The sequence below is a fragment of the Roseburia sp. AM23-20 genome, from assembly GCF_003470905.1.
Taxonomy (GTDB): Bacteria; Bacillota; Clostridia; order Lachnospirales; family Lachnospiraceae; genus Roseburia; species Roseburia rectibacter.
This window is the reverse complement of sequence record NZ_QRHS01000003.1, coordinates 1-13,444: the sequence shown is the minus strand read 5'-3', so window position 1 is coordinate 13,444 and position 13,444 is coordinate 1. Positions and strand designations below refer to the sequence as shown.

The following is a 13,444-nucleotide window of genomic DNA, read 5'->3' as shown; positions in this document are numbered from 1 at the left end:
GCCTCCTTATACAATACTCTCGCCACGAATCAGTTTTGAAATACCGTTTGCACCAAACAGTAAGGTTACACTGACAAGTGATTTTACCATACCAATTACTGTTGATAATGGGATCTGTCCCTGTCCGATACCAAGTTTGTATACATACAGGTCAAGTACCATGATAGCGTTTGTATTGGTAGAGTTTTCAAATACTAAATACTGATCCATACCGTTGCTTAAGATATTGGCGATTGACATTAACAGTAATACACAGAATGTCGGGATCAGGCTTGGCACTGTGATATTCCACATTCTCTGGAAGCGGCCTGCGCCATCCACCGTTGCCGCTTCATAAAGTTGCTGGTCAATACCGGAAATCGCTGCGATATAAATGATTGCACTCCAGCCGATTCCTTTCCATAAGCCCCATGCTAACATCTGCAGCCATACATGGCTGCCTCCCATCAGCATGTTAACACCCTCTGACCAGATTCCTGCATTTACCATCAAACTGCTGATAAATCCGTCTGTTGAGAAGATGCAGAAAGCGATTGCATATACAAGTACCCAGCTGATGAAGTTTGGCACCGTCGTAAGTGTCTGTACAACGCGGCGGAACTTCATATTTTTAATCTCACAAAGGAAGATTGCAAATGCCATTGGAAGCCAGCTTGTCAAAATTCCAAGTCCACTCATTGCAAGTGTGTTTTTCAGAACACGAATGATATCTCTTACGGTAGCCGGATTCTTAAATAACTGTGTGAACCATTTGAATCCAACAAAGTTAGCCCTGCTTAAAGTATCACCAACTTTGTAATCGAAAAATGCATATCTCCATCCCCATAATGGCAGATAACAGAACACACCAGCCAGTGCTAAAAACGGCATCAGCATCAGAAACAGGCGATACTTTGTTTCCATCTCATATTTTGCGCCTGCCTCAACTTTCGGCTGTTTTATCATCACGATCAATGTAACTGCTAAAAGTATGATCGCAACGATTAAGATTGCATAGAAGCCATTGGAAAAGATCGGTTCTATCTTACCAGGTTTTTCCGTTTTGCTGATCTGGCTGTATGCAAGTGCGATACCGCCAAGTCCGAGGATCATCACTACACTTCCTGCCGCTGTGAAGATGTTGCTCAGTTTTTTCATTTTCAGATTTCCAAGTGATAAACATCCTCCCGCTGCAACCGCTGCTGTTCCAAGACAGGTAACCAGAGCAGATACAGAGTCAAGCCGTAATGTTGACTTCATGACCCATCCTTTTCGGAATGCACGTCCAAACTCTGATGCCAGTGATGAGTATGAGATACCGGAAGTAAACAAGGATAAGTTTCTTCCGATCATTCCACTGATTCGCGCTGGGTTAATTCCAGGTATGAACATAAATAAGACTGCAAACAGAACTGCGATCCGAAGTACAAGATATAACTTATCTGTAACGCCGGTGCCATCTGCTTTTTTGTTTTTTGAAATGCCCGTTTCTTTCATTTCTCCCTTTCCCTTCTTTTTGGTTTTCTCCAGCATCCGGAGTTTTTTCGAAAACGTTTAAGTTTTGCTTTAAAAAAAATATTTCCGAACTGCTTTTGTTGTATTTATTATATAAAAGGGAAGAAAATTAAAATACCGTAAATAATTGATAAAATATACCTTGATTTTTGGTCATTGAAAATCAGATGTAAAAAAATAGAGGTATTTTTTTCTAATAAATACCCCTGTCCTTTTGATCATCTTCTGATGTACCTGAATTTTATGATGTTATAACCAATCCCCCCTCACACTCTATTCTCACTTCAATAAAATGGAAACTGCATATGCTTTACATACAGCTTCTGAAATTCTTCTGTGTCTGCAAGATTGATTTCATTCGATAACGTTGTAATTTTTTCTGGCTTCAGCCCATTTTTTTCTTTTTTGCCAGTCAGGCAACAGACAGCGCCCTCTAAGGCGCTGTTTCCGACAGGAATCAGCTTTCCTCGCAGTCCTGACGGCAGAAGTCCGATCCCAACTGCCTTTTCCATATCAAGACCTGTACCAAATCCGCCTGCCACATATACCCGATTGATCTGTTCATATGGTATGTGTGCTTTCTGCAACAGAACTTCCACACCTGCGCAGATAGCTGCCTTCGCCATCTGTACCTGTCTGATATCCTCCTGTGTAAAATAGATTTTACCTGGTACGACCGGAAAACCTTTGGTAAACCATGGCTCTTTCAGGGTTCCATGTGTATCAACGATACGATGGCGCACTAATTCGTACATCACGTCAATAATTCCTGTTCCGCACAACCCGATCGCGGTTTTGCCACCAATCATTTTCGTCACCATATTTTCTTTTCCGAACAGAACTGCACGGCAGACAGCCCCCGGTACTCCCGGCACTCCACAGGATATGTTTCCACCCTCGAATGCAGGTCCTGCTGCAACGGATGATACAAGGAAATGATCCCCCGCAGATAAGACCATCTCACCGTTTGTTCCGATATCGATCAGCATCTCACACTGATCCGGACGCATATCGCATCCGATCATACCTGCTGTAATATCACCTCCGACAAAAGCAGAGATTCCCGGAACGATGTATACTTCCGCACACTGGTTTATTCCGATATTCCCACTATTTCTGACATCTCCATACTCTCCAGTGCTTCTGATGTTTCCTCCATCTCCATATTCTCCAATACTTATGCCTTTCTCTACATCTTCACACTCTCCGGTTAATTCGCTCCAAGTCATCTTCTCCGGCGCAAGATTTACCGGTGTAAACGGCGCAATTCCAAGTCCCGCACAGGAATACCCAAGCAGCAAATGGCACATAGTTGTATTTCCAGCAATCACGATCTTACTGACACTTTGTGTGCTTTGTTCATCCATTTTCTGCCCAGCAAGCAATATTCCTACCAGATCTTTTATATCTTTTAAAATGCTCTGTCTTAAATTTTCTGCGTCACCAGACTCTGCCGCCCGGATTCTTGATATCACGTCTGCTCCATATGCTCTCTGATGATTGACGCACACTGCTGTATTTATGCATTTTCCATCCGTAAGTGAAATCAGCTCGCCTGCCAGCGTGGTCGTTCCGATATCGATTGCAATGCCATATGTAGAGTTTTCTGTATCTACGCTCTCTGATGGCATTTCCAAAGCCAGTGATATCTGCCGGTTATCTTCTGTTCTCTTTTTTTCGATAAATTCCGGTTGCCTGTCCCCTGCATCTTCCTTTTCCCATACAGATACTCCTTGCCCATCACCTGCTTCCTTTTTTCCACGGATAAATTCAGTCTGCACATGCATCTGCTCCCCACCTTCTTCTGGAATACGCACATACATATCGCCTGATGGAATCGTCATACAGGAAAGACGCCATCCTTCTTCTAACTCCTTCTCTGTAAACACTTCTTTTTCCCGTGGTTTGGGTGGATCTGCTTTTTGTGTTTCTTCTATTATAATACGACATTTTCCACAGGTACCTTTTCCATTGCAGGGTGCATCTAAATATTCCCCCTGTGCTCTCAATAGTTCCAGCACTGTCCTGTTCTGGTTTTGTTGTAAAAAAACTCGTTTCATCAATTCCTACCTGCCATGAACTTACTTATTGAAATAAATTATACCATTCTCCCTGCAATATGGAAACACCACTTCTTTCTGTTATCAACAATATACATACACTGTTTTGTCAGCAGCAATTGCATATTTTCCTTGTTTAGCACAAAATATAATGCTATGATATTTTGCAGAAAAAAGAAATAGAGATTCGTGTAAAAAAGATATTTTTCACACGTAGAATGGAGATTACTATGAAACTGATATCCTGGAATGTCAACGGGCTGCGTGCCTGTATTCAAAAAGGTTTTCTTGATTTTTTTCATGAAATAGATGCAGATATTTTCTGTATTCAGGAATCGAAACTACAGGAAGGACAGATTGACCTTCCACTGCCCGGTTATTTTTTGTACTGGAATTACGCAGAGAAAAAAGGTTATTCCGGCACCGCAATTTTTACCAGAAAAGAACCTTTAAATGTGACCTACGGCATCGGTATCGAAGAACACGACAAAGAAGGACGTGTCATCACTTTGGAATACCCTGATTTTTATATGGTTACCTGTTATACACCAAATTCACAGAATGAACTGGCACGTCTTCCTTACCGTATGCAGTGGGAAGATGATTTCCGTACTTATTTAAAGAAACTTGATGACGTAAAACCCGTCATTCTCTGTGGAGATTTAAATGTAGCACACAAGGAAATTGACCTAAAGAATCCAAAAACGAACCGGAAAAATGCCGGTTTTTCAGATGAAGAACGTGCAAAAATGACAGAACTTTTAGGCGCCGGTTTTACAGACACTTTCCGTTATTTTTATCCGGATATGGAACAGATCTATTCCTGGTGGTCTTATCGTTTTAAGGCACGTGAAAAGAATGCCGGATGGCGTATTGACTATTTTATCACATCAAACCGGCTCAAAGACAAACTCACCAGTGCAAAGATCCATACAGATATTTTCGGCTCAGACCACTGCCCGGTAGAATTAGATATCGACTTATAAAATGAATTGCCCTACAAATTCTGATTGAGATTTCACCTGTTTTAAGAAATTTAATAACTGTTATATTTTATTATTAAATTCTTCGCAACCCCTTGAAAACACTGGATTTGTCGCAGGTGAGCTTTCCCTTATTATTTCCCTTGTGTTATATCGTCCCATCAGTGTTTATGCACTCTGATAAGGGCAAATACAAGGGCAAGAAAAATCTATAAGACAGTATAACACAAAATAAAAGTGACATGGTGAACTGATTGAAATGCTTCTTAATTTTTGCTACTACTGATTGATTAAATGATAAGGAGATGGGATACGATGAGAACAATATTTGCAGAATACAATCCACAGTGCAACAGCATTGATGTATATACTAATACGGGCTATATACTCCGTATTGATTGTTGGGAAGCAGAAAAAAATTTAAGAACCACACCTGGATCTGATTGTGCTTTGACATCGCTTGCAATCGATGAGCCATTAGAATATGCAAGGTTATATCTTGATGGGAATTTACAGATGTGGGTAGATGCTGAAGATTCATTAGAGTTATGATTATTCCAATCAAAATCTACTAGAATTTATTAAAAATTAGCTTCATAATTTTAAAAGGACAGCCCTATTGCTATGAGGCTGTCCTTAAAAATACAATAGATAAACCTAGATTATTCTTGCTACTATCTGATTGTTAAATTTTCTGTATTCCATATTGCAAATCTCCCTTTTCGCAATATTTTATTAGTATGAATGCCAGAATCGCTGAAAAAACACGTGCCAATACCGTACTCCACCATATCATAATCTGTCCACCAAATAAAGGTGGTAAAACAAGCATAAATATCAGCATCAATACTGGTTCAATGAATGTAAGAATGTATGACAATCCACTTTTTTCAGTAGCATAAAATCCAGCTGTCGCTATTCTGGTAATCGCAACAAATGGTAATGACACTAAAAATATAGGTACAATTTTAGAAATCTCAATACTTACTTCATAAGAAGCTCCGAAAACCCCTCCAATATTTGCTCTGTTTACATACATGATAATTCCACCACAAACAGCAAGAATTATTGCAAAAATGTATGCCATTCTCTGAACTCCTCTCAGGCTTTCTTGATCCTTCTCACCATAAAAACGGCTCATTAAAGGTTGACTTCCATCACCTACGCCCTGCAATATGAGATATATGATACAGATAATATAGGATACACATGCATAAGTTGCAATAGCTTTTTCTCCCCCATAAGAAGCGGAGAATCGGTTTATAAACACCAATGAAATATTAGGAGTCAATGCTAGCCCAAATGGTGCAAGACCTACTCTGAATATAGCGCCACACATTTCTTTTACATTTTTTAAGGATACATACACATAAAACTTTTTATTATATAATGCGTATATGATTGCAATTGCTGCAGTCACACCCTGTCCGGCTATTGTAGCTGTGGCTGCACCTTTCATGCCCATTTCATATATCCATACAAAGATAAAATCCAGAACAATATTGGTTATGAATCCACCAACCATCGCAAACATTGACCAGAAAGAGTTTCCATAATTTCTAATGAATGGCATCATTCCAGTTCCAAGAATCTGCAATATTGCTCCAAGTGCTATAATTTTGATATAATCTGTCGCATTTGTTAATATAATTCCATCTGCTCCAAGCAATCCTAAAATTTTAGACGAAAAGGAGTAAATAATTATGGTACTGATAACACTTACTATTACAAGAAGCCACCAGCTTGTAGCAATAAATTCTTCTGCCCGTTTTCCTTTCTTTTCTGCTGCATTAATTGAGTAATAAACAGCTCCTCCCATACCAATTCCTGTTCCAAGAGCCTGAATCAAAGCCACAATCGGATATGCAATATTAATAGCCGAAAGTCCAGCATCTCCTATGGTATTGCCTACAAAATATCCATCCACTATCGCATATATTCCTGATAATGCAAATGCTATAATAGATGGAATAACATATTTAAAAAATAATGATTTATGATTCATTTTTCTTACAATCTCCTTCCTTGAAAAGTCTGATAAACAGCTCTGTATTATCATTAAGACTTTCTATATTCTCTAATCCCATTTTTTCGATTACATATATTTCTTTTGAGTGCAGTTTTTCTATGATATCTTTCGTATATTCCATTCCTGATTCTGTGAGGCATATCAGCTTATTTCTCTTGTCTGAATCATCAGATACCATATTGATGTATCCTTTTTTCTGAAAATCTTTTAGTATCGTATTTACCGTTTGCTTAGGTATATTCCATTTTTCACTTATCATTTTCTGCGTGCATCTTCCATTACTTTCATAAAATGAATACAAAGCAAAAACTCCATTTGAAGACAGTCCCTGATCCTTTGACCATTCCTCATACATTGCTGTACATTCTTTCCATAAAGCATAATATCGTTGCAACTGTATTATCATATTATTATCTTTTCTCATCTTTTTCCTCCTTAAATTAGTACGAATCCGGACTTTTGTATTATAGTCCGAGTTCGTACTAATTGTCAAGATTTATTTATATACTTTTTCTTTATATAAACAATCAATAGTCCCTTACTAAGGACAGGAAGATTATGAAATTTCCCTGTCCTCTTTTAATAATATCCTCGTTCTTCCATCCAGTCTTTCACATAACATCTGATTCCAATATAAATAATATGCGACAGTAATAGCAATACAATAAGATTTATCGGATTAGCGTTTTTAATCCATTCTCCAAAGTAAATTACAACAGCTGTACTCGTTATCGCTACCACGATACTGATGATATCCCAACAATATTTCCGGTAGATTTTTCCTACCTGATAACCAATCCCGATTATCAGCCACCCGGTTATTACGAATAAAATTGCCATGACAGTACCGGCAATCAGCCAGTACACAATCCCGGAAAGAATACTGTTAGGTATTCCACTGCTTAACTGTCCGAAAGAGTCTGCACCTGTCACAAACTCCCGAAATAAACTTCCCATTCCTTTTCCTAACGCACCGAAAAAGACGATACAGTCGTTAAGGAAAACCGGCGAAAGAATCGCAGTAAACAGTGTTGTTGTTATGCTGTACCATGCCAGTAGAAACAAGATACTTTCATAACCAATCGTCATATTTTTATATTTCTTTTCTAACTGGCTTTTACGGCTATCGCATTTTTCTTTTGCTTTCCGGTAAGCAGTACGGTCACATTTTTCACATTTCTCATAAGGCACTTTTTTCTCAACAGCTACCTCTACCGTCTTTTGGTGTGTCTGTGCATAAAGTTTTTCCTGCTCTGCTTTTTCATACTTAAATTTCCATGCCACGGCTTCTGCGTCGGCTCTTTTCCTGCTGTCTGTCTCGCTGGTCAATCGTTCCTCTGTTTGCCTTAATCTTGTCCGCAATGCTTCGATATTCTCGGCTCTGTTTTCGCTGTTCAATTTCTCGTTCAAGGTCAGCGATTCGCTTAGCTGCCTGTTTAGTTCCTGGATTGTCTGGTCTTTCTGATCCAGTTCGTCCTGCATCTGTTCGGTCATCAGCAGAAGTTCTTCCACCTGCCCGACGTTCTCTAAGTTTCTGCATTCGCTCATCGATCTCCCTCGCTTTCTCTATCTGCTGTTTAAGGTCAGCAATTCGCTGTTCTGTTTCTGCAATAAGCTGTTCTCGTTGTTCAGCTTCTGCGTTAATTCCTGCCATTGCTGATTCTCGTTTTCCAACTGTTCGATTCTGGTTTTCTGTTGCTCGATCTGTGAGAGCAGTTCTTCTGTATCTGGCAAAAGATTTAGCAGCCTGGATAATTCGCTGTTTAAGCTTTTTAAACTCTGGTTCTGCTCCTGAAAAGACAGGAGCTGCCTGTCCCGTTCCTGCAATTCCTGTACCATCTCTGCCATAAGATTCTGCTGTTCCTCGATCTGGTTTATCATTGTCTCCATCATGGGAATGACTTCCCGGCTTTCTTCTAATGTCACGCAATCGCTCCTTCCATTGTGTTAATGCACTGGATACTTTTCCAAAAGAAATCTGTATTTTATCCAGCAGTGCATTTTGTCTTTTTATGATCTGGTTTTCCTCTACTTTCCATGAAGTAGAGGATGTCTGTCCGTTTTGAAATTTCTCGTCAATTTTTCTGGCATCTGCGCCCTCATGGATCGTCGGTATCTCTAATTTTCCCTGCCTTGCATAAGAACGATGGTCAATGTGATTTTCCGTTTTCAAATGTGCATTACAGACGTTTGCCCATTCGCTCCGCCATAGCTCACAATTTTTCGGATTGTTCCACCCGGTAGCATCGGTTAATACACGTTTCCACTGTTTGCGGTTCCTTGTCCCGACTTTCTGGACTCCATTTTCATCAAGTACGGGGATTCGGATTCCATGACGGTCAGGGTTCTTTTTATCCTGCCACCAGTCCGGATGGGATTCATCCACCACAATATTTCCATTTTCATCTCTGACAAACTCCCAATCCTTGATTTCTTTGTTCCCCCATGAGTGGTCTGGATTGAATGGTCGCATCGTCACAAGTAAATGCACATGGGGATTTCCATCTCCTTTATCGTGGATACTCCAGTCCGCACACATTCCCTTATCTACAAAGGTCTTTTGAATATATTCAGTTGTATAATCAATCTGTTCCTGTCGGCTCCATTCTTTCGGAAGCGAAAATTCAAATGACCTGCCGAGTTGTGCATCCGAGGTCTTCTCAATCTTCAAAACTTCATTCCATAAACGCTGTTTCTGAAAAGTAAGTTTAAATTTTCCCAGTGCAGCATCTTTGTTATCTGCTCTTTTATATCGGGCAGATTTCTGAAACCGTCTGATATTTTCAGCAGGTACGTTCAGCCATTCCTGTGGTGCATTTTCACACATCAACAGGCTGGTATAAACGACTTCTTTTTTGGCAGTGTAGTAGCTGATCCTGCCTGTTTCTTCATTTTTCATCACATCACCATTGAGATACGCAGATGCTGATATGATGGATTTCCCTTTGCTGCGTCCAACAATCTTTACTGTATAATGAAAAATCGCCATGCTCCGTTTCCCCCTTTCTGCCGTATCCGGCTTTGATTTCCGGCAGGTAACGTTTTCCCAAAAAGAAAATGGTATCTGCCGGAACGCCCTCTGCGTAAGAGTGCCCTGTGCATAACAGCCTGCATGGAATGCGCCCCTCTGGCGAAGAGTGCCTCCTGCGGCATGAGCAGGTCTGGCTGAAAGCCCCGCCGACGGAACGAGCCCGGCAAGCATAAGCGCAGACCGGTTGCCACCTGTGGCAAACTTATACGGACGACCTCTGGTTGTCCATAAGTGCGCCCTTCATGAAAAAGCAATGAAGGGAATGGAAAATCCACTCCCTCCGGCATTACACTTCCTCCGTATTCGCAACTGGCTCTTTCTGCATTGCCTTTGAGAAGAATTTCCCATTTGCTTCCTGCCTTTTTAAGAAGCCGATCAGCTTTGGGATATCATCTTCCTCAATCGCAGAACCCAGCACCGATTCCACCGCACCACCAATCTGGCAGAGCCTGTGTGTCCGCTTTTTAGTTTCCACATCTTTCTGACGTTTCTTCAGTTCCCGTTTCTGTGCTGCATACTGTTTTGCTTTCTCAAGGCTTTCCTGTTCTTTCTTTTCCAACTGGAGCATACGCTCCTCATAACTCTTTGTTGATCTTGCCATAAATATCATCGTCCTTTCTTTTTCTTCCAAACATAAGTTTCCTGTTGTCTGTCAGACGAAGTACATGGTATAATCTGTTTGCGTGTAGGTATATCATGACTCCGGTCTGATAGAACCTTTGGCGGTTTCTTCGGGAACCGCTTTTTTAAGTTGAACCGTTTCTTGTGACTGCTTTCACATTTCCCTTATCCCTCAAGTCTCTGCCCTCGTTGGCTTCCATAAAAAGTTCCAGCATATCCGTTTTGATCAGGACTTTTCTCCCAACCTTTAATACCGGAAGTTTCTTCCATTCCACCAGTTTTCTCAGGGTGTTCCTGCCGATTCCCGTATAATCAGCAGCTTCTTCAATAGATAAGGCAATCTTTCTTTGTGTCATATGACCACCTCCTTTTAAATTGCATTATGCAATTTCATTTGTGCTGTCAGTATAGCGTGTTTATATTGCTTTGTCAAGCATTATGAAATTTCATTCGTTTTCTATAAATTGCATATTGCAATATATTTTGTTGCGTGGTATAGTAATGACATACCGAAAAAGGAGGCACATCAGCATGAAAGATAAAGAACTACGCAAGCTGATCGGCAGCAGGGCAAAACAGCGCCGTCTCGAATTAAATCTGACACAGCCTTATGTCGCAGAGAAGATGGGAGTTACCGCTTCCACAATCCTGCGTTATGAGAATGGTTCGATTGACAATACCAAAAAGATGGTACTGGAAGGCCTTTCGGAAGCACTTCATGTATCGATTGAATGGCTCAAAGGGGAAACCGATGAATATGAAACTGATATTACGGATAAGAAGGAATTGCAGATTCGTGATGTGATGGGCGATATTCTCAAACAGTTACCTCTTGATCTTAATAAAACAGAAGACGCTTTTTCTAAAGACTTACTGCTGTTAATGTTAAAGCAATATGAACTGTTTCTGGATTCGTTTCAGTTCGCCTGTAAAAATTACAAAGGCAGTACCAAAGATGCGGACATTGCCAAAGTAATGGGATTTGAATCGAAAGATGAATATAATGAGATTATGTTTCTCAGGGAGATCACACATACTGTCAACGCATTTAATGATATGGCAGATGTTGTAAGGCTCTATTCAAAGAAACCGGAAGCGGCAGAACAAAGGCTTGCAAATCTTTTATCCGAAGTTATGTATGACGATTCTGAATCGGTATAGTAAGATAATCGGAGTTATGATACAATGAGCGCAAGCGAGTCAAGCTGTTTACAGATTTGACGAGCGGCGAATTGGCTTATGGACTTGTCCATAAGATGCCTACACGCAAGAAGCATTTCAGCAGTTCCGATTGTCTGATATCGAAAGGAGACATACGATTATGGCAAAAGGATCTGTTAGAAAAAAAGGAAAAAAATGGTACTATCGTTTCTATGTAGAAGATGCAAGCGGTAAAATGGTTCAGAAAGAATACGCCGGAACCGAAAGTAAAAGTGAGACGGAAAAGCTTCTCCGCAAGGCACTGGAAGACTACGAAGATAAGAAGTTTGTTGCAAAGGCAGATAATCTTACCGTAGGGGAACTTCTGGATATGTGGGCAGAAGAAGAACTGAAAACTGGGACACTCAGCAACGGTACAGTGGAAAATTATCTTGGTGCAATCCGATGTATCAAAAAACACCCGATTGCAGACCGCAAACTGAAAACAGTTACTGCCGAACATTTACAGGCATTTCTTGATCTGCTTACATTCGGTGGTGAGTTTCCAGACGGGAAAGTAAAAAAGGGATACAGCAAAGATTATATCCATTCTTTTTCCGCAGTGTTACAGCAGTCATTCCGTTTTGCAGTATTTCCAAAACAGTTAATCAGTTTCAATCCGATGCAGTATATTAAGCTGAAAAAGCAGGCAGAGGAAGTTGACCTCTTTTCCGATGATGAAGTGGAAGAAGGTACACAGCCGATTTCACATGAGGATTATGAACGGCTTATCCAATATCTGGAAAAGAAAAATCCACCTGCTATTCTTCCGATTCAAATTGCGTATTATGCCGGGCTCCGTATCGGGGAAACCTGTGGTCTTACATGGCAGGACATTAACCTTGAGGAACAATGCCTGACCATAAAACGCAGTATCCGCTACGACGGCATGAAACACAAAAATATTATCGGACCAACGAAACGGAAAAAAGTAAGGATTGTTGATTTTGGAGATACGCTGACTGAAATACTGAAAGCTGCCAGAAAAGAACAGCTCAAAAACCGGATGCAGTATGGCGAATTATATCACCGCAATTACTACAAAGAAGTGCATGTGAAAAACAGGGTATATTATGAATACTATCATCTTGACGGAACACAGGAAGTCCCGACAGATTACAAAGAAATCTCCTTTGTCTGCCTGCGACCAGATGGCTCTTTGGAACTGCCGAGTACACTCAGCATTGTATGCAGATCAGTGGCAAAGAAGCTGGAAGGATTTGAAGATTTCCATTTTCACCAGTTGCGTCACACTTATACCAGCAATCTGCTTTCCAATGGAGCTGCACCGAAAGATGTACAGGAACTGTTAGGACACTCTGATGTCAGTACCACAATGAATATTTACGCTCACTCAACAAGAAAAGCAAAACGGGATTCCGCAAGACTTCTTGATAAAGTAGCGAGCAATGCTTAACTAAAAATTTCCCTTATTTCCCTTGCGGATTCCGCATAAGGGCAAAAATAAGGGAAAATACATATCATTTCACTATTTAATGGGCTGAAAAGCCTGTAAAATAAGGAAAGTTCAGGAAATCTCTCCACAAATACTGATTTGTTTATGAAATAAATCGCCCGCTCAAATGGTGTGTCATGGGATTGTGAGTGGCGTCTTGCGCAAAGCCGGAGTAATTTTTGTTCCGTTGTCCGAAAATAAGAAAAGTCTAGGTATGCCTGAATTAGATTTTCGCGGAGTGACGTGAACGGCAACAACGAGTCATCCATGACTCGATGCTGCCTTGTTCTGCCATCCGTGGCAGAACATCACTGTGTGTAGGCAGGCATACCAAGATTTTCTAATTTTCTCCCAAAGTCACAAAATTAGCTTCGGCTTTGCGCAAGATGCCAGTCTTCAGGTTGTGAACACCATTTGGGTGGGCGGTTCATCTCAAAATGGGGGCGCGGGTGTGAATTTTTGATATTCGCACGAATGGAAATATGCTTAAAATCCTAATGTGCTGTATCATTGATATTCAGCCTGATGACTTGTCTGAAGTTTCATCTGCTATGTTGCATTACATTAATC

Annotated in this window: 12 protein-coding genes; 4 read left to right on the top strand and 8 right to left on the bottom strand. The window is 40.6% G+C overall.

Translation table 11 applies throughout. The features are described from left to right. Nucleotides 1-6: 6 nt before the first annotated feature. A complete protein-coding gene (locus DW650_RS04235) occupies nt 7-1,476 on the bottom strand; it encodes an ABC transporter permease (RefSeq protein WP_118209218.1) in 1,470 nt (489 codons plus the stop codon). 302 nt (nt 1,477-1,778) lie between these two features. Then, nucleotides 1,779-3,554 (bottom strand): ASKHA domain-containing protein, encoded by a 1,776-nt coding sequence (locus tag DW650_RS04230; RefSeq protein WP_118209145.1) that lies wholly within the window; start codon nt 3,552-3,554, stop codon nt 1,779-1,781. 230 nt (nt 3,555-3,784) lie between these two features. On the opposite strand from DW650_RS04230, the gene DW650_RS04225 reads away from it, so the two are divergent. Next, the gene (locus tag DW650_RS04225; RefSeq protein ID WP_118209144.1) at nt 3,785-4,540 is read left to right on the top strand and encodes an exodeoxyribonuclease III; all 756 of its coding nucleotides are present in this window, start codon (nt 3,785-3,787) and stop codon (nt 4,538-4,540) included. Nucleotides 4,541-4,852: 312 nt separating this feature from the next. Next, nucleotides 4,853-5,089: a DUF6061 family protein gene (locus DW650_RS04220; protein ID WP_002578301.1), complete on the top strand. Its 237-nt coding sequence runs from the start codon at nt 4,853-4,855 to the stop codon at nt 5,087-5,089. A 133-nt stretch (nt 5,090-5,222) separates the two neighbouring features. Here DW650_RS04220 and DW650_RS04215 read toward each other — a convergent pair whose 3' ends face one another. The 6 genes from DW650_RS04215 to DW650_RS04185 all read right to left on the bottom strand — a co-directional run bounded on the left by DW650_RS04215 (nt 5,223) and on the right by DW650_RS04185 (nt 10,574). Beyond that, on the bottom strand, nt 5,223-6,542 hold the full coding sequence (locus tag DW650_RS04215; protein ID WP_109214827.1) for an MATE family efflux transporter: 1,320 nt from the start codon (nt 6,540-6,542) through the stop codon (nt 5,223-5,225). Beyond that, entirely contained in the window at nt 6,532-6,990 is a 459-nt protein-coding gene (locus DW650_RS04210) for a MarR family transcriptional regulator (protein ID WP_108817235.1), read from the bottom strand. The genes DW650_RS04215 and DW650_RS04210 overlap by 11 nt, the downstream gene beginning before the upstream one ends. 155 nt (nt 6,991-7,145) lie before the next feature. Next, nucleotides 7,146-7,895: a DUF6040 family protein gene (locus DW650_RS04205; RefSeq protein WP_009243742.1), complete on the bottom strand. Its 750-nt coding sequence runs from the start codon at nt 7,893-7,895 to the stop codon at nt 7,146-7,148. Next, on the bottom strand, nt 7,834-9,555 hold the full coding sequence (locus tag DW650_RS04200) for a MobA/MobL family protein (RefSeq protein WP_009243741.1): 1,722 nt from the start codon (nt 9,553-9,555) through the stop codon (nt 7,834-7,836). Before DW650_RS04200 ends, DW650_RS04205 begins: the two co-directional genes overlap by 62 nt. Nucleotides 9,556-9,883: 328 nt before the next feature. Continuing rightward, nucleotides 9,884-10,198, bottom strand: coding sequence for a DUF3847 domain-containing protein (locus tag DW650_RS04190; protein WP_002578306.1), 315 nt, complete (start codon nt 10,196-10,198; stop codon nt 9,884-9,886). Nucleotides 10,199-10,343: 145 nt separating this feature from the next. After that, nucleotides 10,344-10,574 (bottom strand): helix-turn-helix domain-containing protein, encoded by a 231-nt coding sequence (locus tag DW650_RS04185; RefSeq protein WP_002578307.1) that lies wholly within the window; start codon nt 10,572-10,574, stop codon nt 10,344-10,346. Between the two features lie 175 nt (nt 10,575-10,749). Between DW650_RS04185 and DW650_RS04180 the strand changes: the two genes are divergently transcribed. Next, nucleotides 10,750-11,379 carry a helix-turn-helix domain-containing protein gene (locus DW650_RS04180; protein WP_117964065.1) on the top strand — a complete coding sequence of 210 codons (630 nt, stop codon included), beginning with the start codon at nt 10,750-10,752 and terminating at the stop codon, nt 11,377-11,379. Between the two features lie 160 nt (nt 11,380-11,539). Continuing rightward, on the top strand, nt 11,540-12,835 hold the full coding sequence (locus tag DW650_RS04175; RefSeq protein WP_009321335.1) for a tyrosine-type recombinase/integrase: 1,296 nt from the start codon (nt 11,540-11,542) through the stop codon (nt 12,833-12,835). The last annotated feature ends 609 nt before the right edge of the window (nt 12,836-13,444 follow it).